The following is a 22,224-nucleotide window of genomic DNA, read 5'->3' as shown; positions in this document are numbered from 1 at the left end:
AAAACACATTTCTTTACAAATGGGAAAATCCGACTTATAATTAAATTAGTCAAAGATAGTCAAACTATTTTTAAAGGGGATGTTGGGATGCAAATGAAACAACAAGACGAAAAAAGTCCTTTAGAAACATACGGTCGTAATTTAGTTACAGCAGTAAAAGAAGGAAAAATGGATCCAGTAATCGGTCGGGATCAAGAAATTCGTGACGTTATTCGAATTTTATCGAGAAAAACAAAAAATAACCCGGTGCTAATTGGTGAACCAGGTGTAGGTAAAACCGCTATTGTAGAAGGATTAGCACAACGTATTGTAAGGAAAGATGTTCCAGAAGGATTAAAAGAAAAAGAAATCTTCGAATTAGATATGGGCTCTTTAATAGCGGGTGCAAAATATCGAGGGGAATTTGAAGAACGTTTGCAAGCAGTGCTTAAACAAGTAAAAGATAGTGAAGGTCAAATTATTTTATTCATAGATGAGATTCATACAATAGTAGGAGCAGGGAAAACAGAAGGAGCAATGGACGCAGGAAATATGCTAAAACCAATGCTTGCACGCGGTGAACTACATTGTATCGGTGCTACAACTCTGGATGAATATCGCATGAATATTGAAAAAGATGCGGCATTAGAAAGACGATTCCAAAAAGTTTTAGTACGTGAACCATCAGTGGAAGATACAGTGTCAATTCTACGTGGTTTGAAAGAGAGATTTGAGTTACATCACGGAGTTCGTATACATGACAGAGCAATTATCGCAGCTGCAGAACTTTCCAATCGTTATATTACAGAACGCTTTTTACCAGATAAAGCAATCGATTTAATCGATGAAGCTTGTGCAATGATTCGAACAGAAATTGACTCTATGCCACAAGAACTAGATGAAGTAACAAGAAAAATGATGCAGCTTCAAATAGAAGAACAGGCATTGATCAAAGAAAAAGATGCAGCTAGTCAAAAAAGATTGGAACAATTACGAACTGATTTGAAAGAATTAGAACAATCCACTAGCGAAATGCGAAATAAATGGAATAAAGAAAAAGAATCAATTCAAGTTATTCAACAAAAAAGAGAAGTACTAGATCGTTACCGTAGAGAATTAGAAGAAGCTGAAAATAAATATGATTTAAATAAAGCAGCAGAACTTCGTCATGGAAAAATACCTACATTAGAAAAAGAACTTCTTGTATATGAAGAAGAAATTAATGGTGCATCAGAATCTCGTTTATTACGTGAAGAAGTAACAACAGATGAAATTGCTTCTATTGTTTCTAGATGGACCGGAATTCCAGTGACAAAATTGGTAGAAGGTGAAAGAGAGAAACTTTTACGTTTAAAAGAAACGCTTGGGGAACGTGTTGTAGGACAAGACAATGCGATTCAACTAGTAACCGAAGCTGTATGGCGTGCTAGAGCTGGTATCAAAGATCCGAATAAACCAATTGGCTCATTCTTATTTTTAGGACCAACTGGGGTTGGTAAAACAGAATTAGCTAAATCTTTAGCAGCCAATTTATTTGATTCGGAAGAGCATTTTATCCGTATCGATATGTCCGAATATATGGAGAAACATAGTGTTTCTCGTTTAGTTGGAGCACCTCCAGGCTATATTGGTTATGAAGAAGGTGGACAATTGACGGAAGCTGTCCGCAGAAATCCCTATTCTGTTGTTTTATTGGATGAAATTGAAAAAGCGCATCCAGATGTAGCGAATATTTTGTTGCAACTAATGGATGATGGTCGAATTACAGATAGTCAAGGTAGAATAGTCAATTTTACGAATACAATTGTCATCTTAACTTCAAATATTGGTTCTCAATATCTTGCGAATACAACAGGAGAAGTAAAAGAACAAGAAGAGGCACTAGTAATGGAAGCTCTTCGGAATCATTTTAAACCAGAGTTGTTAAATCGTATGGATGATATTATTATGTTCCACTCGTTAAATGCACAGCATTTTGAAAAAATCGCAGTGAAATATGCGAAACAACTTCAAAATAGATTGTTCGATCAAGAAATTACGTTGAAAGTAGAAGACTCTGTTATTAAGTGGATTGTGGAGGAAGGTACTGATGCAGCGTATGGTGCAAGACCTTTGAAACGTTTCATTCAACGTCATTTAGAAACTGCTGTAGCAAAATTACTAATCGGCGGAACAGTGCTTCCAGGTACTACTATAGTAGCTTCGATTGAAGAAGGTAAATTAGTTTTAAATTAAAAAAATCGACTCCCATGAAGAATGGGAGTCGATTTTTTTTTAGTGTTGTTCAGTAGGGTTTGGTTCGTTTGGAATAATTGCAGTGATGATAAAGATCATAATTGCAACAAGTATAGACATGATTAATCCATGACTAAGTATAAATGGTACGTTATTAACAGAACTTACTACGTAGTTCAACATTGATACTAAGAGAACTGACCAAAGAATTGTCATAATATATTTCATGTAATTTCACCTCAACGCTAAATTTTACTATATGTATCATAGTACCATAAGTATGCCCAATTCAAAAGAATATTTCATGTTTTAAACTATGTTGTTGAAAAATGTTCATAAATTCGTTATTATTATTACCAGGTACTAATATTAGATTATAAGAAAAGAGGGAATTTCATGAATGCTGGAATTATTGGGTTGGGGACATATTATCCAGAACAAGTTTTAACAAATGAAGACCTTGAAAAAAGATTAGATACATCCGACGAATGGATAAGAACTATGACTGGAATAGAAGAACGTAGAATTGCACGACCTGATGAAGAAACTTCAGATATGGCGGTGAAAGCTGCAAGAGAAGCAATTAAAGATGCAGGCATTTCACCTGAACAAATTGGCCTAATCTTAGTTGCCACAGTTACACCAGATCAGCCATTCCCAAGTGTATCAACTATGCTCCAAGAACAATTAGGTGCTGTAAATGCTGCAGCAATGGACATATCTGCTGCTTGTGCAGGATTTATGTATGGATTAGTTACTGCGAAACAATTTGTAGAGTCAGATACTTATTCCCATGTACTTGTAGTAGGGGTTGAAAAGCTTTCTAAGATTACAGATTGGGAAGATCGAAATACAGCTATTTTATTTGGCGATGGTGCAGGAGCAGCAGTCGTAAGTAAAGTATCCGAAGGCCGTGGAATATTATCATTTGAGCTTGGTGCTGCTGGAAGTGGTGGTAAGCATTTATACCAAGAGGGACCGCATCTTAAGATGAATGGTCGTGAAGTATTCAAATTTGCAGTAAGACAAATGGGTGAGTCCGCAGCTAGTGTAATAGAAAAAGCAGGACTAAATAAAGAAGATATCGATATGTTAATTCCACACCAAGCAAACATACGTATAATGGATGCATCAAGAGAAAGACTAGGTTTACCAGTAGAAAAAATGTCTAAAACGATTCATAAGTTTGGAAATACATCTTCAGCCTCTATTCCACTTTCTTTAAATGAAGAAGTTATTAATGGTAAAATAAAAGATGATGATGTAATTGTTATGGTAGGTTTTGGTGGTGGTTTGACTTGGGGAGCAATTGCTCTTAAATGGGGAAAATAACGATTAATTTCGGAGGGATGAATGTTCATGACTAAACGTAGAGTAGTAGTAACTGGAGTAGGCGCTGTTACACCATTGGGTAATGATATAGAAACAACATGGTCTGGTATTAAAGAAGGTAAGTCTGGAGTAGGAATGCTTACACGATTAGATGCAGATTTATTTGCAGCTAAAGTGGCAGCAGAAGTAAAGGACTTTGATATAGAGAAATATATTTCGAAAAAAGACGCTCGTAAAATGGATCGCTTTACTCATTATGCGCTAGCAGCTTCTATTATGGCTGTGGAGGATGCAAATTTAACGATTACAGAAGAAATTGGTCTTCGTACTGGTGTTTGGATTGGATCTGGTATCGGTGGAATGGAAACGTATGAATCTCAGTTCCGTTTATTCCTAGAAAAAGGCGCACGTAGAGTAAGTCCATTTTTCGTACCAATGATGATTCCAGATATGGCTGCTGGCCAAGTTTCCATTCACTTTGGTGCAAAAGCGATTAATTCATGTACCGTAACTGCATGTGCTTCTGGTACAAACTCAATTGGTGATGCTTTTAAAGTAATTGAACGTGGTGATGCAGATGTGATGATTACTGGTGGAGCTGAATCACCTATCACGACTATGTCTGTGGCAGGTTTTTGTTCGAACACTGCACTTACATTAAATACAGATCCTGAAAAAGCATCTAGACCATTCGATGCAAACCGAAATGGCTTTGTTATTGGGGAAGGTGCAGGGATTATTATTTTAGAAGAATATGAACATGCAGTTGCTCGTGGGGCAAAAATTTATGCAGAGATTATAGGTTATGGTTCTACTGGAGATGCGCATCATATTACCGCTCCAGCACCAGGAGGAGAAGGAGCTGCTAGAGCTATGAAACAAGCACTTGCAGATGCCGGTATTACTCCTGACCAAGTAGATTATATAAATGCACACGGAACAAGCACACCATACAATGATGAGTTTGAAACGTTGGCAGTAAAATCTGTTTTTGGAGAACATGCATACAAGCTTGCGATGAGTTCAACTAAATCGATGACAGGTCATTTACTTGGAGCAGCAGGTGGTATAGAGGCAATTTTCACAGTGCTTGCATTAAAAGAAGGTATTTTACCTCCGACTACAAATTTAGATACACCTGATCCAATTTGTGATTTAGATTATGTGCCGAATGTTGCTAGAAAAGCAGACATCCAATATGCAATGAGTAATTCGCTTGGATTTGGCGGACATAATGCAAGTATATTATTTAAAAAATAAATCGTTCTAAAAAGCATTCCCAATTATTAAATTGGGGGTGCTTTTTTTATGAGAAAGTATAACAATTTCCTCTACCTCAAACGAACCTACCCCAAAAAAAGTCCGCAACTTCATAAATGTGCAAAACTTACACACGACATATTTTAAAATAAGCACAAAAACAGGAGAAAAGTCTCTTTTTGCGCTTATTTTCGGATAAGTCGTATATTCAAATTGCTATATTTTATAAATCATGATTATTGATTTAAATAGAAATATTAAACGTGTAGTAATGGTAGGTGTCTATCTAGTCACAGTACTTGTTTTTTTCTGTGAGCGCGCCCAGGAGTCAGCCACAAATTGAAGGGGCATTTGTGTCGAACTCCTGGGCGCTGTGTTGGTTTTTCTGGCGTGGTTTAGGAATCTGTCCCTGTGTCAGCCACAAATTGAAAAAACATTTGAGTCTGACACAGGGACAGTACGCAGTCTCGTTTTGGTTTCCATTCCTATGAAGTGACAATTCCAACTTTTTTAAACAATCAACCAAACAGAACTACTTTCCCGCCCCTGTATTTATGAGCTGTGACAGTCACGTAGCTTCTATTTCCTTAGATTTCCTAAAAATGATGATGTTTAATACTAATTAAATATGTAAAAGCTACAAAGTAACACTGAAGTTTATAACTATCCGATATGGACTTGAATTTGTACTGTTTTCAAGCGAAAAAAATCGATAAAGTTTTTTTCGAGATTGTAATCTTACTGGAATAGACTTCACTCTCAAGCAATAGAATAATCAGAGATACAAAAAATAATCAAGTCCAAACTTTCACAGGTAGTAGATAAATTTATAGTCGATTGAATGAAAGGAGTTTTACTTTTGGTCATTTCAGAGGAACTTTTAACGATAAGAGATTTACATACAGGTTATCGAATAAAAGACATATATTATGATGCAGTCGATGGTGTATCAATTTCGTTAAAGAAAAACGAAATTCTTGCAATAGTTGGAGAATCGGGATGTGGAAAAAGCACATTGGCTACTTCCATTATTGGACTACATGATCACAATAAAACAAGAGTACGAGGTGGAATTTATTACAAAAATAGTAATTTAGCTTCTCTTGATGAAGAAGCATTAAATAATATTCGCGGAGAAGAAATCGGAATGATATTCCAAGATCCATTATCTGCATTAAATCCACTGATGCGAATTGGAGAGCAAATTGAAGAAAGTTTAATATACCATTCCAAACTTTCAAAAGAACAGCGGATACAACGCGTACTAAATTTGCTGTATCAAGTAGGTATTCCTAACCCTGAGAGAACTGCAAACCAATTTCCACATCAATTATCGGGTGGTATGCGTCAACGTGTCATAATCGCAATAGCAATTTCATGTAAGCCAAATATTATTATTGCAGATGAGCCTACTACAGCTCTAGATGTAACAATTCAAGCCCAAATATTAGATTTACTAAGTGAACTTCAAATGGAAACAGGAGCAGGTATTATCTTAATAACGCATGACCTTGGTGTAGTAGCGGAAGTAGCGGACCGTGTAGCGGTTATGTATGCTGGCCAAATTATTGAAGAAGCACCTGTAGAAGAATTATTCTCAAATCCAAAGCATCCATATACTCGGTCATTATTGAATTCCATTCCACAAATGAACAGTGAAAATGAAAAACTGCAAGTAATACAAGGACTAGTACCGTCTTTAGCCAAATTACCGAGAACGGGATGTCGTTTCTCCCCACGTATTCCATGGATACCAGAGTCAAATCATGAAGCAGAACCATCACTTCATGAAGTTTCTCCAGGTCATTTTGTCAGATGTACTTGTTTTAAATACTTCCATTTTGAAAGCGAAGGAGGAAGTTTACGATGAGTTTTATGCAGATTAGAGATTTACATGTCCATTATCCAATTCGAGGTGGGTTCTTTAATGATGTTGTGGATCATGTACTCGCAGTTGATGGCATTAGCTTAGAGTTTGAAAAAGGAAAAACATATGGATTAGTTGGAGAATCTGGATGTGGTAAATCTACAACGGGAAAAGCCGTTATTGGGTTAGAAAAAATTACTTCTGGTCGTATTATATACGAGGGAGAAGATGTGACGAATAAACGCCGCAACCGAAACTCAAGCTTTAATCGTGATATTCAAATGATTTTCCAGGATGCAAATTCAAGTTTAAATCCACGCAAACGGGTGCAAGATATTATTGCAGAACCAATACGCAATTTTTTAAAGCTTTCCGATTTAGAAGAGAAGCGAAAAATTAACGAATTACTAGCGATTGTCGGAATGCCGGAAGATGCAAAATTTAAATATGCTCATGAATTTTCAGGTGGACAAAAGCAGCGGATTGGTATTGCACGTGCAATAGCTACTAATCCTAAGTTAATTATTGCAGATGAACCTGTTTCTGCACTTGATCTTTCCGTTCAAGCACAAGTATTGAATTTTTTGAAAGATATTCAAGATGAATTAGGACTAAGCTATTTGTTTATTTCGCATGATTTAGGTGTTGTAAAACATATGTGTGACTATATTTCCATTATGTATAAAGGTCGTTTCGTAGAATCGGGAACGAGAGAAGATATCTATCAGTCTCCCAAACATATTTATACGAAGCGATTATTATCAGCAATTCCAATGATCGAGCCTGATACAAGGCAAGCACGTAAAAAGGAACGCATTCTTGTGGAAGAAAATTTTCATAAAGAACAACATCAGTATTTTGATGAAAATGGGAGAGTGTTTGATTTACATCCAATTTCAGCTACGCATCAAGTAGCAATGACTGCTAAAGAAAAGTGGGTCATCTAGTATGTGGAAAACATTATTACGACGAGTACTTTCAATGATCCCTCAGTTATTGATACTTAGTTTACTCATTTTTATAATGGCTAAGCAGATGCCAGGGGATCCATTTACTGGTTTAATCACACCAGAATCAGATGCGAATCGTATTGAAGAATTACGGGAAGAAGCAGGCTTTTATGATCCGTGGTATGTGCAATATGCTAACTGGATTATAGGGGTAGCTCAAGGGGACTTCGGAAAAAGTTATACATATAAGGTACCAGTAGCTGATTTAATCGGAGAACGTGCGATGAATACGCTTTGGTTGTCCTTATTAAGCGTTGTCCTACTTTATTTGATTGCCATTCCGTTAGGGGTATTAGCAGGGAGATATCAAGATACACTTGTAGATAAATCGATCGTTTTATATAGCTTTGTCAGCTATGCTATTCCAACATTTGTATTAGGGTTAATTTTTTTGTTTTTATTTGGCTATCAACTTGGCTGGTTTCCTACGGCAGGAACGGTTGATATTAAATATGAAGAAAGTACGAAAGCGTATATATGGAGCAAAATTTATCACATGTTATTACCTGCAATTACGTATGCAGTTTTAGGTACAACCGGTGTCATACAATATCTTCGTTCCGAAATAATCGATTCCAAATCAATGGATTATGTGAGGACAGCTAGGAGTAAAGGTATTCCAATTCGTAAAGTGTATAGCAAACATATATTTAGAAATTCATTATTACCAATTGCTGCTTTCTTTGGATTCACAATTACTGGACTACTAGGGGGATCCATTTTTATCGAATCTATCTTTGGTTATCCAGGAATGGGGCAATTATTTATGCAGTCTATCTCTTCCCGAGACTATAGCGTCATTACAGCATTAGTATTACTTTTTGGCTTCTTAACATTATTAGGTAGTCTATTATCCGATATCATCATGAGTATTGTAGATCCTCGCATTAGGATAGATTGACTTAAAATAAGCGCTTAGGAGAGAGGCAAAATGAGTGAGCAATTAGTAAATACAAAAAGTCAAAATGAATATGCGATGAGTTCTCCACCTAGTGGTTTTCAAGTAATTATACGAGAGTTTAAAAAAGATAAATTAGCAATGTTTTCTTTAGTCGGTTTATTTGTCACTCTTCTCGCCATTTTTATAGTGGCTAATTTTATAGATCAAGATCAACTAATGAAAGTCAGTCCTCGAGATAAATTTGCAGAGCCGGGAGAAAAATTTTTCTTTGGAGCAGATCAGGGTGGACGGTCTATATCAGGACAGCTGATTTTAGGTGCTCGTAACTCTATTACCATTGCTTTTTTCGTGACGCTTATTACTGGATTTATCGGCATTGCAGTTGGACTAATCACGGGTTATTTTGGTGGATGGATTGATAATATCTTCATGCGAATCATAGACTTCTTTATAACGATACCTTCTCTCATGATTATTATTGTTTTGGTGACTATGATACCCAAATATACAGTAACTGAATTTATCTTCATCATGAGTACATTCCTCTGGGTGGGTACTGCCCGTCTAGTAAGGAGTAAGTCACTAACCGAAAGTAGACGTGATTACGTCAATGCATCCAAAACAATGGGCACTAGAGATACAACAATTATTTTCAAGGAAATAATGCCGAATTTAAGCTCTATATTAATCGTAGAAATGACACTTAACTTTGCAGGGAATGTAGGGCTTGAAACGGGATTATCTTATTTAGGTTTTGGTTTGCCACCATCTGTTCCTAGTTTAGGGACACTTGTTAGTTATGCAAATAATCCACTTATATTAGAAGAAAAATGGTGGGTGTGGTTGCCTGCATCATTGTTAATCTTATTCTTGATGCTAGCAATCAACTATGTTGGTCAAGCTATTCGCAGATCTGCAGATGCTAAACAGCGTCTCGGATAACATATATCTAGGGAGGAAACGAATGAGTAAAAAACTTTGGACAATGCTTGTACTACTGATAGCCCCCATGCTAGTTCTTGGTGCATGTACCGGCAATGATGATTCTTCTGGACCAGCAGATTTAACTAAATTCCCTTTAGTTGTAGACAATGAAGGAGAAGCAATTGAGGGTGGAACTTTAAAAGTTGCACTTGGAACGGACACTCCTTTCCAAGGGATTTTCTCATGGGTGTTGTATGAAGATAGTTATGATGCTGACATTATGGGATACGCAAGCAATGTCATTTTTGAAACGGATGGAGAATTTTTAGTGAATGATCAGGGAATTGCCTCGCTAGAAGTTGATCAAGCTAACAATAAAGCAATCGTGAAAATCCGTGAAGGCATAAAATGGTCTGATGGACAAGCACTTAAAATTGAAGACTTAATCCAACCATATTTAATTATCGGTCACCCTGATTACGAAGGTGTACGCTATGATGGTGATTTCCAAAACATCATTGGTGCAGTTGACTATCATAACGGAAAAGCGGACACAATCTCAGGATTGAAAAAAGTAGATGACACTACGTTAGAAATTTCATTTACTAAATTATCACCTGCAATCTTCTCTATTGGTGATGGACTCTGGGGCTATGCTGAACCAAGTCATATTATGAAAGGCATTCCAGTTGGAAAGCTTTTGGAATCTGATGCAGTGCGCAAAAACCCAGTAACATTAGGTGCATTTAAATTTGATAAAATCGTACCAGGTGAGTCGATTCAATTCGCAAGAAATGAACACTATTGGAAAGGTGCCGCAAAACTAGATGGCGTAATAGTAAAAGTAGTACCGACTAGTTCAATTGCAAAAGCGATTGAAACAGGTAAATATGATATGACCGCTGGTTCATTACCTGCAACAACATATCCGGAAGTAAGAGATTTTGAAAATATTACAATTTTAGCTCAACCAGAACTTTCCTATTCTTATTTAGGGTTTAAATTAGGTAAATACGATACAACTACAGGTATTTCAACAATGGATCCACAAGCTAAAATGGCAGATGTAAAATTAAGACAAGCAATGGGGTATGCACTTGACATTGAACAAGTAAATGAAGTTTATTATTACGGTTTACGTTCTCGTGCAAACTCTTTAATTCCACCAGTATTTGAATCATACTACGATGAAACATTAGAAGGATACACATACAATGTAGATAAAGCAAATGAAATTCTTGATGAAGCTGGATATGTAGATACAGATGGGGATGATTTACGTGAAACTCCAAAAGGGGAAAAACTAGAGATTAAGATGGCTTCCATGGCAGGTGACCCGATCGCAGAAGAGATGACCACATTTTATATGCAAAACTGGGCTGACGTTGGTCTTAATGTAGTATTATCAACAGGTCGATTAATTGAATTCAATTCGTACTATGATAAGGTACAATCGGATGATCCAGAAATTGATATCTTTATGGCTGCATGGAGTACAGGTACTAACCCATCTCCAGCAGGGTTATATGGGAAAGAATCAGCATTTAACTTCAGCCGGTACACAACTCCGAAATTAGATGAGTTAATCGCTGCAATCGATTCAAAAAAAGCTTTTGATATAGATTATCGAGCAAATGCATTCCATGAATGGCAATTATATATGGAGAAAAATGCACCCGTTATCCCAACTCAATTTCGTACAGCTATTTATACGATCAATGATCGTGTAAAACACTATGACGTAAATTTGGAGACAGATTTCGATTTAAACCAAATTGAACTAACTGCTGAAGAACCAATAAAATAATTTATAAAAAAACCGTTTCTAAACGAAAGTTTAGGAACGGTTTTTCATATGGTTAAAGAAGGATGTGAAAGAATTGAGATTACTAATCTTTTTAATAAGTTACGGAGTAGCAGTCATAAGTTGCTCGCATGTAGTTTTGTATTTGAACTTCTTATCATTAGGGTACTCTTGGAATGCAGTGCTCATGTATATGTTTCGCTCTACAGACTTTATGATCTTTATTAGTTCACTGTGCATGTTGACTATTGTCGTCTTCTTCCGAGGCCCATTGCGTCTTCCATCTTAGCTAAGGTAGCTTTAGCTAGAACGTTTGCTTTTTCTGCCCCTCTATCTAGGATATCATCAAGCTCAGAAGAATTAATAAGCTGCTCATATCGAGCTTGGATTGGTGCAAAATGTTCAATAATTACTTGCGCAACAGAAGCTTTAAAATCGCCGTAGCCTTTGCCATCATATTTTTGTACAAGCGTTTCAATAGAGACATCCGTTAATGCAGATTCAATTGAAAGTAAATTGGACACACCAGGTTTATTTGTTGGATCATATGCAACAATTCCTTCAGAATCTGTCATTGCACTTTTCACTTTTTTCTCAATTTCTTTTGGTGTGTCTAAAATACGAATAGTTGCTTTTTGATTTGGATCTGATTTACTCATTTTCTTCGTAGGTTCTTGAAGTGATTTAATTCTTGCTCCACTTTTTGGTAATTGAATTTCAGGAATCGTTAGCACTTCTCCGTAACGCTTGTTAAATCTTTCTGCTAAATCACGTGTTAGCTCAATATGTTGTTTTTGGTCATCTCCGACTGGAACAATATCGGTTTGATAGATCAGGATATCAGCAGCCATTAATGGTGGATACGTCAGTAATGCTGCAGAGACAGAATCTTTTCCATCTGATTTATCTTTAAACTGTGTCATTCTTTCTAATTCCCCGATAGAGGAAATACATTGCATGATCCATCCAGCTTGTGCATGAGCGGGTACTTCTGATTGAACAAATAAAACAGACTTTTCTGGGTCAATTCCTACAGCAAGATATAGTGCTGCAAGGGACCTGATATGTTTTCTTAATTGTTCTGGATCTTGCGGCATTGTAATGGCATGCTGGTCGACTATACAAAACACACATTCATAGTCATTTTGTAGTGCAGTGAACTGTGTAAATGCTCCAATGTAATTCCCTAAAGTAATGGTTCCTGTAGGTTGGACACCTGAAAATAATTTTTTCATTTCTTTTCCTCCTCAAAATAAAAAACATCATGCCTCCCTAAAAGGGACGAATGATGTTAAATCCGTGGTACCACCCAGTTTGCTAATAATTGAACTATTAGCCACTCGTCTTCGTAACGTGAAGGATCCGGTAATATGCTACTTGCTACTAATTCACATAAACTGCTCAGAGGTCCATTCCATTTGCTATATGTTCTGTTTACACCACCCACAGACTCTCTTTTCATACAGATTCAAATGTACTACTCCTCGTCGAAGCATCGTTATATACTTTTGTCTATTATAATATAGACGAAATGTATTAATCAAGGTAGAGACGTATTTGTTTGGTCTCTCTCTAGCGCAAGCTCGTCGCAGAAGAACGGTGCCCCTGCGCAGTAATAGGCGCTTGCGCTTTTCTAAACATAATTCTCTTTCATTCGATATATACTATTGTTAGAATAAGTTCATAAAGGTGAAAGGAGGATTCATATGAGAAAATCTATGAAATGGGTTGGGTCTTTGATTGTAGCAACCTGCATTTTATTACCACAGACCGTTCTAGCAGAAGAAATATTATTTTCGGAGGATTTTTCAACGAAGGAATATGGATTTACTAATATAGACGAAACAATTGTTGCTACATCAAAGTTATTTATGTTTGATTCTGGACTTACATTCGAATATCCAGATGCTGTTAGAGGTGTATACGTAACAGGACATTCGGCTGGAGGAGCAAGATTTAACAAATTAGTTGAACTAATGGATGCTACTGAGTTAAATGCAATGGTGATTGATATTAAAGATGATTTTGGAAATCTGACATATGTGCCTAATGAACAATCGACTTTAACGAAATATGCTATTGGTAAGCCGTACATAAAAGACCCACGTGCAATGTTAGAAGTAATGGAAGAAAAAAAAATCTACCCAATAGCACGTGTTGTAGTATTTAAGGATACGGAACTTGCAGAAAGAAAGCCGGAATGGTCATTTGTTGATGGTTCTACAGTTTGGAAGAATGGACGTGGAGAAGCGTTTGTAAATCCTTTTTTGCAAGAGGTTTGGGATTATAATGTAGAAATAGCAATTGAAGCTGCTAAAATGGGCTTTAAAGAAATTCAATTTGACTATGTTCGTTTTCCTGAAGGATTTGAAAATAGAGATGATACTTTAACTTATTCGATGGGTAAATACGAAAATTCTGAGTTAGATCTTACTCAACGTCGTGTTCAAGCTGTAACAGACTTTGTAGCTTATGCTAGAGAACAATTGAAGCCTTACGGAGCCCAAGTGTCAGTGGACATATTTGGATACTCTGCAACTCTCCCTGAAGCGCCTGGGATTGGACAAAATTTCTTGAAGATTTCAGAAAATGTAGATGTTATTTCTTCTATGATCTATCCGAGCCATTGGACATCTTATTTTGGTATTGCAAAACCTGACTTGGAACCATATCGATTGGTACAAGAATATGCCAAAATAGAAAATGCCAAGTTAGGGGAATTGAAATCACCACCTTTGTCGCGTCCATGGCTCCAAGATTTTACTGCTTCCTATTTAGGTTCGGGGAATTATCAAGTTTATGGGAAAGAACAAGTACAAGATCAAATTAGGGCTTTAAGTGAAGCTGGCATAAATGAGTATTTATTATGGAATGCAGGTAATAATTATTCACAGGGTGTAGACTATACTCCCTAATTTTTAAAAAAAGTATTAGAATTTCCTCGACTTCGAAAACAGGTTGTACGATTTTTCTAGAACGCTCCGGACAGTACGAAAGACTTACACTTAAATTAAAATAGGAGGAGCTGAAGAAAATGACTGCGTCACTTTCTTCAGCTCCTCCTATTTTTAGTAATCATGTAGTTTACGACCGTCCACCGCTCTCCAAAAATAATCGAAATCACTTTGTGAAAGCTTTTGTTAAGAAGAGAGGAGCCGTATGCTTACCTAAAGAGGACGCCGAAGATGATATTTCGGCTGTCATTTCACGCCTTACTTGGATGAATGCTCCTCGATCTTTTTCTCGTTTATTCTATGACAATAAGTTTCGTCCAAAGCGAACCGGCGACGTCCATATAGAAAAAGGGCGCTTTAGCACTTTTCTTCATATTTTCATATTTTTTTATAAAAAATATGAAAATATGAAACTTTTTTTCAATCAATTCGTATTATTAGTATAACAGGCATTTTCAATTTGATTTTCTAAATGAGAATCCGATTTATTTTTACGTTTTTATGTTTAAAAAGGAAAAGAGATGGGTATAAAATAAGTAGGCTTCATACTTTACCGATATACAAGCTATAGGAAGATAATTTTATCTAAATTGTGTCAAAGCAATTAAATAGTAAAATTTTTCTTCTAAATGTATTTTAAATAATAAAAAATTGGTGTATACTTAAAAAATAGACTACTTAATTAAACTAATTATAATCTAATTTATATAACAGAATGACTAATTGAAGGGAAGTGTTTGTATTGATGGTAACATTATTTACTTCACCAAGTTGTACTTCTTGTAGAAAAGCTAAAGCGTGGTTAGAAGAACATGACATTCCGTATACAGAACGGAACATTTTTTCAGAGCCACTTACTATAAGTGAAATTAAAGAAATTTTAAGAATGACGGAAGATGGAACAGATGAAATCATTTCAACTCGTTCGAAGATTTTCCAAAAATTAAATGTCGATGTTGAAAGTCTTCCATTGCAACGGTTGTATGAATTGATTCAAGAACATCCAGGGTTACTACGTCGTCCAATCATTTTGGATGAAAAACGTTTGCAAGTTGGATATAACGAAGATGAAATTCGTAGATTCTTACCAAGAAAAGTTAGAGCGTATCAATTACTTGAAGCGCAAAGAATGGTTAATTAAAAGAAAATAAAAGTTGGTTGTTTTTCAAAGAATATTTGAGAAATAACCAACTTTTATTAAATTACAAATGTAAGGGTTTTCAAAGCGTGATAAGGTTTTGTGAATTTGGGGTTTTATTTATTTAGAATCTTTGTTATATTAGATTGAAGCTGCGTTCAGAAGTCTGACGTCAGTCGATTTTATAAAAATATTGGGGGTATTAAAATGTCGAAGAAGAAAAATTATTTATTATTAACACTACTAGCGATAGTTACTTTGGTATTAGCCGCTTGTAATTTCGGCGGTGAATCTACAGATGATTCCGATGTAGGTTCAAAAGATAGTTCTGCAAAATCAAAAGAACTTAATCTTGTAATTCCATCTGAGCCACCAACATTAAATCCGCAGTTAGCTACAGATTCGACTTCGGGAGCAATTTTAACAAATGTTTTTGAAGGTTTAACACGTTTAAATAAAGATGCTGCCCCAGAGAACGCAATGGCAGAAAAAATTGAAGTTAGTGAAGACCAATTAACATATACATTCACATTACGTGATGCGTTATGGTCAAATGGAGATCCAGTTGTAGCAGGAGACTTTGTCTATGGTTGGGAATTTGCCTTAAACCCTGAGAATGCTTCTGAATATGCATCTCAACTTTACTATATTAAAGGTGCTGAAGCCTTCAACTTAGGTGAAGGTACATTCGAAGATGTGGCTATTAAAGCAGTTGACGAAAAAACACTAGAAGTAACATTAGAAAATCCAACACCATATTTCTTAGAGTTAACAGCATTTTATACGTACATGCCAGTTAATGAAAAAGTTGCAACAGCAAACCCAGATTGGTACGCAGATGCTGGGGAAGACTTTGTAACAAACGGACCTTTCACATTAAGTGATTGGAGTCATAGTTCTAACATTAAGTTAAAGAAATTTACTGAATACTGGGATGCAAAATCAGTTAATCTTACTTCTGTAAACATGGATATGGTAGATAAAGAGAATACGGCAGTTACTATGTTTAAAGCCGGGGATATTGATTTCTTAGGTGCTCCTTACCAAACAGTAGCATTAGATTCAATAGATAGTTTTAAAGAAGATGGTTCACTACAAATAGATAACTATGCTGCTATTTATTGGTATAAACTTAATACTGAGGGTGAATTTACATCAAATGCAAACATTCGTAAGGCATTAACATTAGCTATTAACCGTCAAGAATTAATAGATAATGTAACTAAAGGAGAACAACAGCCAGCACTAGGTATGGTTCCTGCAGCTGTCGAAGGATTTGAAGATGATCGTGGTTATATGAAAGATAACGATATTGAAGGAGCTAAAGCAGCACTTCAATTAGGGATGGATGAGCTAGGAATTAAAGATCCAAGTGAAATCAAAATTGGTCTTTCTATCAATACAAGTGAAGCACATGCTGCTATTGCTCAATTTGTTCAAGAAGGCTGGAGCAAAAACTTAGGTATTGAAGTAACGATTGATAACTCTGAATGGCAAGTTTATTTAGAAAAAGTGAGTGCACTAGACTACAATGTAGCTCGTATGGGATGGATTGCAGACTACAACGATGCTTATTCATTCTTAGAAATGTATTCAACAGCTGCCAATGGTAACAATGATACAGGTTGGGAAAATGCAGAATATAAAGAATTGATGCAACAATCGTTAGTGGAGACAGATTCAGCTAAACGTCTTGATATTTTAAAAGCAGCTGAAGCAATCGCAATGACTGAATTTCCAGTAGCACCAGTTTACTACTATACAAGTTTATTTGTGAAAAACGATAAAGTGAAAGATATGGCACCAGACCCAATTGGAAACGTTCAACTTAAATGGGTAGATATTGCCGAATAAGTTCTAAACTAACTAATGTTTATTAAGTGGGTATTTTTCTGACGTTAGAGAGTTGGCTTATATGGTGTCGTTCAACCGACCTATATGCCAACTCTCTTTAAAATTTTTTATACTCTCAAACAAAATTCTCGCACTTGTACATAGTTTGAAGTGCAAGAATTTCAACTTGTAATTTCTTTTGTCATTTGGCAAAGATAAGGAGGAAGTTCAAATGATAAGCTATATTTTTAAAAGGATTATCTATATATTACTAGCTTTGTTCATTATTGTGTCCGCAACGTTTTTCTTAATGCGTATTGCGCCAGGTAGTCCATTTGCTAGTGAAAGAGATTTCCCACCTCAAATTGAGGAACGTTTAAATGAAGCATATGGCTTAAATAATCCTTGGTACATACAATATAAAGATTATTTAATCGATACAGCGACTTTCGATTTTGGTGAATCTATGAAATACAAAGCACGATCGACGAATGACATGATTTCAGAAAGTTTCCCTGTGTCATTAACATTAGGAATTGAGGCTATGTTAATCGCTGTAGGTTTAGGTGTGCTAATTGGTGTTATTTCATCACTGTATCACAATCGATTCCCTGATTATTTAGCTACAACAATTGCGGTACTTGGTATTTCTGTACCATCTTTTATTCTTGCAGGATTGATGCAGTATTTCTTAGCGTTTAAGCTAGGTTGGTTTCCGATTAGTGGATGGAAGGGATTTATATACAGTATATTACCTGCACTAGCTATCGCAATTACACATATGGGATTCATAGCTAAACTAACGCGATCAAGCATGCTAGAGCAAAATAATAGTGATTATGTAAAAATGGCTCGTGCAAAAGGTATCGGAAAATGGACAATTGTGTATCGTCATACATTACGTAACGCTTTGTTGCCTGTTGTAACTTATCTCGGACCACTTACTGCAGGAGTAGTAACAGGTAGTTTCATCGTTGAACAAATCTTTGCAATTCCAGGTCTTGGAAAACACTTTGTACAAAGTATTACAAATCGTGACTATACTGTCATTATGGGTACAACGGTATTCTATTCAATTATTCTACTTTTTGCTGTTCTGATCGTAGATATTTTATACGGCATTATTGATCCGCGAATTAAGCTGAAAGGAGCGAAAAAATAATGTCACAACATGATCAAAAAATTGATAAAGAACTTTTTAGAATCGTCGGTGTCCAAAACGAAGAGGCAGAAAAATTATCTAATAAGTCGGTATCTTTTTGGAAAGAAGTTTTTCTTCGCTTTTCACAAAATAAATTAGCGATTATTGGTTTAATTGTATTAATGGCCGTCATTTTAATGGCCATCTTTGTGCCTGTATTTTCACAATACAATTATCGAGAGCAATTAGGTGTATATAACGCAGCACCATCTTTATCTCACTGGTTTGGAACAGATGATTTGGGTCGTGATGTTTTCGTACGAGTTTGGGAAGGTGCAAGAATTTCTTTATTCATCGGTATAACCGCTGCTGTAATTGATTTAATAATAGGCGTATTATGGGGAAGTATTTCAGGTTTAGCTGGTGGACGAGTTGATAACATCATGATGCGTATTGCAGATGTCTTAACAGCTGTTCCTTATCTCCTAGTAGTTATCGTATTATTAGTAGTTTTACAACCAGGTCTCGTTCCAATGATTATTGCTCTTTCGATTACTGGTTGGATCAATATGGCACGTATTGTACGTGGTGAAGTTCTTTCCATAAAAAATCAAGAATATGTACTTGCAGCCCGTACATTAGGTGCTAATACGAAACATTTAATTATTCGTCACTTAATTCCAAATGCATTAGGAGCTATTTTGGTAACGATGACTCTGACAGTTCCATCAGCTATCTTTACAGAATCTTTCCTAAGTTATTTAGGTTTAGGTGTTCCTGCTCCAACAGCGAGTTGGGGAACCATGGCGTCTGAAGGTAACAATGCGATTACAAATGCGCCTTGGCGTTTGTTATTCCCAGCATTATTTATATCACTGACAATTTTTGCATTTAACGCAGTTGGTGATGGATTACGTGACGCACTTGATCCAAAATTACGTAAATAAAGAGGGTGTAGAGAATGAGTGAAACAATATTAAAAGTAAAAGATTTAAAAATTAACTTTAAGACATATGCAGGTATTGTACAAGCGGTACGTGGAGTGAATTTTGAGTTAAATGTTGGAGAAACACTTGCAATTGTTGGAGAGTCTGGATCTGGAAAAAGTGTAACAAGTAATGCATTGATGAAGCTAATTCCACAACCTCCCGGCATTTATGAATCTGGGGAAATCCTTTTTAACGGGCGTGATCTTATTCCTTTATCAGACAAGGAAATGACCAAAGTCCGGGGAAATGATATTGCGATGATCTTCCAAGACCCGATGACTTCTCTAAACCCGACAATGAAGATTGGACGTCAAATTACTGAAGTAATCTTAAAACATAAAAAAGTAACCCGTTCAGATGCGAAAAACCGTGCGATTGAACTTCTAACACAAGTCGGTATTCCGATGCCAGAAAAACGATACAATCAATATCCACATGAATTTTCAGGTGGAATGCGACAACGTGTGGTTATCGCAATTGCTTTAGCAGCAGATCCAAAGTTATTAATAGCAGATGAACCAACAACTGCACTTGATGTAACGATTCAAGCTCAAATATTAGAACTAATGAAGGAAATTCAGAAAAAGAGCAATACATCGATCATATTTATCACTCATGATTTAGGTGTAGTTGCAAATATTGCTGATCGAGTAGCTGTCATGTATGCAGGACAAATTGTGGAATATGGCACAGTAAATGAAATATTTTACAATCCGAAGCATCCATATACTTGGGGATTATTAGGATCAATGCCAGACTTGGATAACAAATCAGATGAGCTATTGCGTACGATTCCAGGATCTCCACCAGATTTAATACATCCTCCAAAAGGAGATGCTTTTGCACCACGTAATGAGTTTGCTATGGCAATAGATTATGAAAAAGAACCACCGATGTTTCAAGTAAGTGAAACTCATTTCGCTAAAACTTGGTTACTTCACCCGGATGCACCTGAAATTCCAATTCCTGATGCAGTTGCTAGACGTATTGAAGGTTTCTTAGCGAAGGAGGATCAAGTAAATGGCTAAAAAACTAGTAGAAATAAAAAATTTAAAGCAATATTTTGGGTCTCCGAGTAATCCGATAAAAGCCGTTGACGGTATTAGTTTCGATATTTATGAAGGAGAAACACTTGGTTTAGTTGGGGAATCTGGTTGTGGAAAATCAACAACTGGGCGTTCTATTATCCGCCTTTATGATATTACCGGTGGAGAAGTTCTCTTTAATGGTGAAAATGTTCATGATAAAAAATCAGGCAAAGATTTAAAGAAATTTAACCGTGAAATGCAAATGATTTTCCAAGATCCTTATGCGTCTTTAAATCCACGGATGACTGCTGGTGAGATTATCGCTGAGGGCTTTATAATCCATGGGCTATATAAAAATAAAAAAGAACGACAAGAAAAAATTACTTCTTTGCTCGAAGCAGTTGGGTTAAATAAAGAACATGCCAATCGTTATGCTCACGAATTCTCAGGTGGTCAACGTCAGCGCATAGGAATTGCCCGTGCTCTTAGTTTAGATCCTAGTTTTATTATTGCGGACGAACCAATTTCTGCTCTTGACGTGTCAATTCAAGCACAAGTAGTTAATTTATTAAAACAGATACAAAAAGATCGTGGATTAACCTATTTATTTATCGCGCATGATTTATCAATGGTTAAGTATATTAGTGATCGCATTGCTGTAATGTATAGTGGCAAAATTGTTGAAGTGGGACCTGCAGATGATATTTACAATTCCCCTGTACATCCATATACAAAATCACTATTGTCTGCTATTCCACTTCCTGATCCTATTTCTGAAACAAAAAGAACAAGAATTCCATATACACATGAAGAGCAAGATGAAACAGCTAGTTTCCATCCAGTAAATGATAAACATTTTGTATATGGAACAGAGAAATCTTTTCAAAAGTGGATGAATAATACTTCTATATAGTAATCCTCTAAGTAAAGGCTGTCCAAGGTCATATAAGTGACATTTGGACAGTTTTTTTGCTTGCGCTTTTCTTATACAAAAGTATAATTAGCTTGCTTAAATTATTATTTTTTTTTATAATGCATATAATTCATTAATAGATTGAAAAGGTGAGTAGGAATCCTTTTCTTTTTTTGTGAAACGACATACAATAGAGGTAGACACTGCATTATTGAAACGGTAAGAAGCGAAAGGAGATGTGTTAAATGGATATCGAGCGTATCAATGAGAACACTTTCAAAGTATACATTTCATACATCGACATTGAAGAAAGAGGCTTCAGCCGCGATGAAATTTGGTTTAATAAAGATAAGAGCGAGCAGTTATTTTGGGAAATGATGGATGAAGTAAATGATGAGGATGATTTCGAAGATCTAGAAGGTCCATTGTGGATACAAGTCCATGCTATGGAAAAAGGTCTAGAAGTAATTGTTACCAAGACTCACTTGACTAAAGATAATTCATCATCGAATTCCTTATTTGATATGCATGAACGCTCAAAACAAAATTTTAAAAACGGTGCTTCTAGTTCAATCGAGACGCATGAATATGATGATTTAGCTGGTTTCTTTGAGGATTTTGAGGAAATACCTTCAGAATATGTATATGAATTTGCAAACTTTGATGATATTTTACCACTTGCTAAAAAAATGGTGAACTATAGTATTCTATCATCTCTACACCATTACAATGATAAGTACTATTTGTATATACGTTACATTAATGAAGCTAATGAATTAGTAAATATATTAAATATTTCTAGTATTATCGCAGAATATGCAACAAAGTCACCCACTACTATTCATGTGATACAAGAGTATGGTAAAGAAATAATTTCAAAGAATGTTTTCAATGAGTTAAATAATTTCTTTTAAAC

20 protein-coding genes and 1 other annotated feature are annotated in these 22,224 nt (G+C 35.8%); of the genes, 18 read left to right on the top strand and 2 right to left on the bottom strand.

The window, feature by feature from the left end; genetic code table 11:
- The first annotated feature begins 87 nt into the window (after positions 1 to 87).
- Positions 88 to 2,214 (top strand): ATP-dependent Clp protease ATP-binding subunit, encoded by a 2,127-nt coding sequence (locus C7437_RS06440; RefSeq protein ID WP_111438793.1) that lies wholly within the window; start codon positions 88 to 90, stop codon positions 2,212 to 2,214.
- A gap of 39 nt (positions 2,215 to 2,253) precedes the next feature.
- Here C7437_RS06440 and C7437_RS06435 read toward each other — a convergent pair whose 3' ends face one another.
- Positions 2,254 to 2,442: a DUF2929 family protein gene (locus C7437_RS06435; protein WP_111438792.1), complete on the bottom strand. Its 189-nt coding sequence runs from the start codon at positions 2,440 to 2,442 to the stop codon at positions 2,254 to 2,256.
- Between the two features lie 168 nt (positions 2,443 to 2,610).
- Between C7437_RS06435 and C7437_RS06430 the strand changes: the two genes are divergently transcribed.
- From C7437_RS06430 to C7437_RS17500, 8 genes are all read left to right on the top strand, one after another.
- Positions 2,611 to 3,546: a beta-ketoacyl-ACP synthase III gene (locus C7437_RS06430; RefSeq protein ID WP_111438791.1), complete on the top strand. Its 936-nt coding sequence runs from the start codon at positions 2,611 to 2,613 to the stop codon at positions 3,544 to 3,546.
- A 27-nt stretch (positions 3,547 to 3,573) separates the two neighbouring features.
- Complete coding sequence (gene fabF / locus C7437_RS06425; RefSeq protein ID WP_111439011.1) at positions 3,574 to 4,806, top strand: beta-ketoacyl-ACP synthase II; 1,233 nt, start codon at positions 3,574 to 3,576, stop codon at positions 4,804 to 4,806.
- 859 nt (positions 4,807 to 5,665) lie between these two features.
- Positions 5,666 to 6,676, top strand: a complete 1,011-nt coding sequence (locus C7437_RS06420; protein ID WP_281269927.1) for an ABC transporter ATP-binding protein — start codon at positions 5,666 to 5,668, stop codon at positions 6,674 to 6,676.
- Complete coding sequence (locus tag C7437_RS06415; protein WP_111438789.1) at positions 6,673 to 7,620, top strand: ATP-binding cassette domain-containing protein; 948 nt, start codon at positions 6,673 to 6,675, stop codon at positions 7,618 to 7,620. The genes C7437_RS06420 and C7437_RS06415 overlap by 4 nt, the downstream gene beginning before the upstream one ends.
- A 1-nt stretch (position 7,621) precedes the next feature.
- Positions 7,622 to 8,584 (top strand): oligopeptide ABC transporter permease, encoded by a 963-nt coding sequence (gene opp4B, locus C7437_RS06410; RefSeq protein WP_111438788.1) that lies wholly within the window; start codon positions 7,622 to 7,624, stop codon positions 8,582 to 8,584.
- Positions 8,585 to 8,614: 30 nt separating this feature from the next.
- Positions 8,615 to 9,526 (top strand): ABC transporter permease, encoded by a 912-nt coding sequence (locus C7437_RS06405; protein ID WP_111438787.1) that lies wholly within the window; start codon positions 8,615 to 8,617, stop codon positions 9,524 to 9,526.
- Between the two features lie 22 nt (positions 9,527 to 9,548).
- Positions 9,549 to 11,315 carry an oligopeptide ABC transporter substrate-binding protein gene (locus C7437_RS06400; RefSeq protein ID WP_111438786.1) on the top strand — a complete coding sequence of 589 codons (1,767 nt, stop codon included), beginning with the start codon at positions 9,549 to 9,551 and terminating at the stop codon, positions 11,313 to 11,315.
- Positions 11,316 to 11,379: 64 nt separating this feature from the next.
- Positions 11,380 to 11,601 (top strand): YuzI family membrane protein, encoded by a 222-nt coding sequence (locus C7437_RS17500; RefSeq protein ID WP_484278508.1) that lies wholly within the window; start codon positions 11,380 to 11,382, stop codon positions 11,599 to 11,601.
- On the opposite strand, the gene trpS is transcribed toward C7437_RS17500, so the two are convergent.
- On the bottom strand, positions 11,558 to 12,547 hold the full coding sequence (gene trpS, locus C7437_RS06395; protein WP_111438785.1) for a tryptophan--tRNA ligase: 990 nt from the start codon (positions 12,545 to 12,547) through the stop codon (positions 11,558 to 11,560). The genes C7437_RS17500 and trpS overlap by 44 nt on opposite strands.
- A 39-nt stretch (positions 12,548 to 12,586) precedes the next feature.
- Positions 12,587 to 12,812 (bottom strand) — a binding site (T-box leader).
- Positions 12,813 to 13,018: 206 nt separating this feature from the next.
- On the opposite strand from trpS, the gene C7437_RS06390 reads away from it, so the two are divergent.
- From C7437_RS06390 to mecA, 9 genes are all read left to right on the top strand, one after another.
- Positions 13,019 to 14,227 carry a putative glycoside hydrolase gene (locus C7437_RS06390; RefSeq protein ID WP_111438784.1) on the top strand — a complete coding sequence of 403 codons (1,209 nt, stop codon included), beginning with the start codon at positions 13,019 to 13,021 and terminating at the stop codon, positions 14,225 to 14,227.
- 119 nt (positions 14,228 to 14,346) lie between these two features.
- A complete protein-coding gene (locus tag C7437_RS06385) occupies positions 14,347 to 14,712 on the top strand; it encodes a hypothetical protein (RefSeq protein ID WP_111438783.1) in 366 nt (121 codons plus the stop codon).
- A 299-nt stretch (positions 14,713 to 15,011) separates the two neighbouring features.
- Complete coding sequence (spxA, locus tag C7437_RS06380; RefSeq protein ID WP_111438782.1) at positions 15,012 to 15,407, top strand: transcriptional regulator SpxA; 396 nt, start codon at positions 15,012 to 15,014, stop codon at positions 15,405 to 15,407.
- A 204-nt stretch (positions 15,408 to 15,611) separates the two neighbouring features.
- Positions 15,612 to 17,258: a peptide ABC transporter substrate-binding protein gene (locus C7437_RS06375; protein WP_111438781.1), complete on the top strand. Its 1,647-nt coding sequence runs from the start codon at positions 15,612 to 15,614 to the stop codon at positions 17,256 to 17,258.
- Between the two features lie 211 nt (positions 17,259 to 17,469).
- Positions 17,470 to 18,399 carry an ABC transporter permease gene (locus C7437_RS06370; protein ID WP_111438780.1) on the top strand — a complete coding sequence of 310 codons (930 nt, stop codon included), beginning with the start codon at positions 17,470 to 17,472 and terminating at the stop codon, positions 18,397 to 18,399.
- Positions 18,399 to 19,325: an ABC transporter permease gene (locus C7437_RS06365; protein ID WP_111438779.1), complete on the top strand. Its 927-nt coding sequence runs from the start codon at positions 18,399 to 18,401 to the stop codon at positions 19,323 to 19,325. Before C7437_RS06370 ends, C7437_RS06365 begins: the two co-directional genes overlap by 1 nt.
- A 14-nt stretch (positions 19,326 to 19,339) precedes the next feature.
- On the top strand, positions 19,340 to 20,395 hold the full coding sequence (locus C7437_RS06360) for an ABC transporter ATP-binding protein (protein ID WP_111438778.1): 1,056 nt from the start codon (positions 19,340 to 19,342) through the stop codon (positions 20,393 to 20,395).
- Entirely contained in the window at positions 20,388 to 21,308 is a 921-nt protein-coding gene (locus C7437_RS06355) for an ABC transporter ATP-binding protein (protein WP_111438777.1), read from the top strand. Before C7437_RS06360 ends, C7437_RS06355 begins: the two co-directional genes overlap by 8 nt.
- Before the next feature lie 245 nt (positions 21,309 to 21,553).
- Positions 21,554 to 22,222 (top strand): adaptor protein MecA, encoded by a 669-nt coding sequence (mecA, locus tag C7437_RS06350; RefSeq protein ID WP_111438776.1) that lies wholly within the window; start codon positions 21,554 to 21,556, stop codon positions 22,220 to 22,222.
- Positions 22,223 to 22,224 lie beyond the last annotated feature (2 nt).

The sequence above is a fragment of the Psychrobacillus insolitus genome, assembly GCF_003254155.1.
GTDB lineage: Bacteria > Bacillota > Bacilli > Bacillales_A > Planococcaceae > Psychrobacillus > Psychrobacillus insolitus.
The sequence above is the reverse complement of the archived record's forward strand: the minus strand, read 5'-3'. Positions and strand labels throughout refer to the sequence as shown.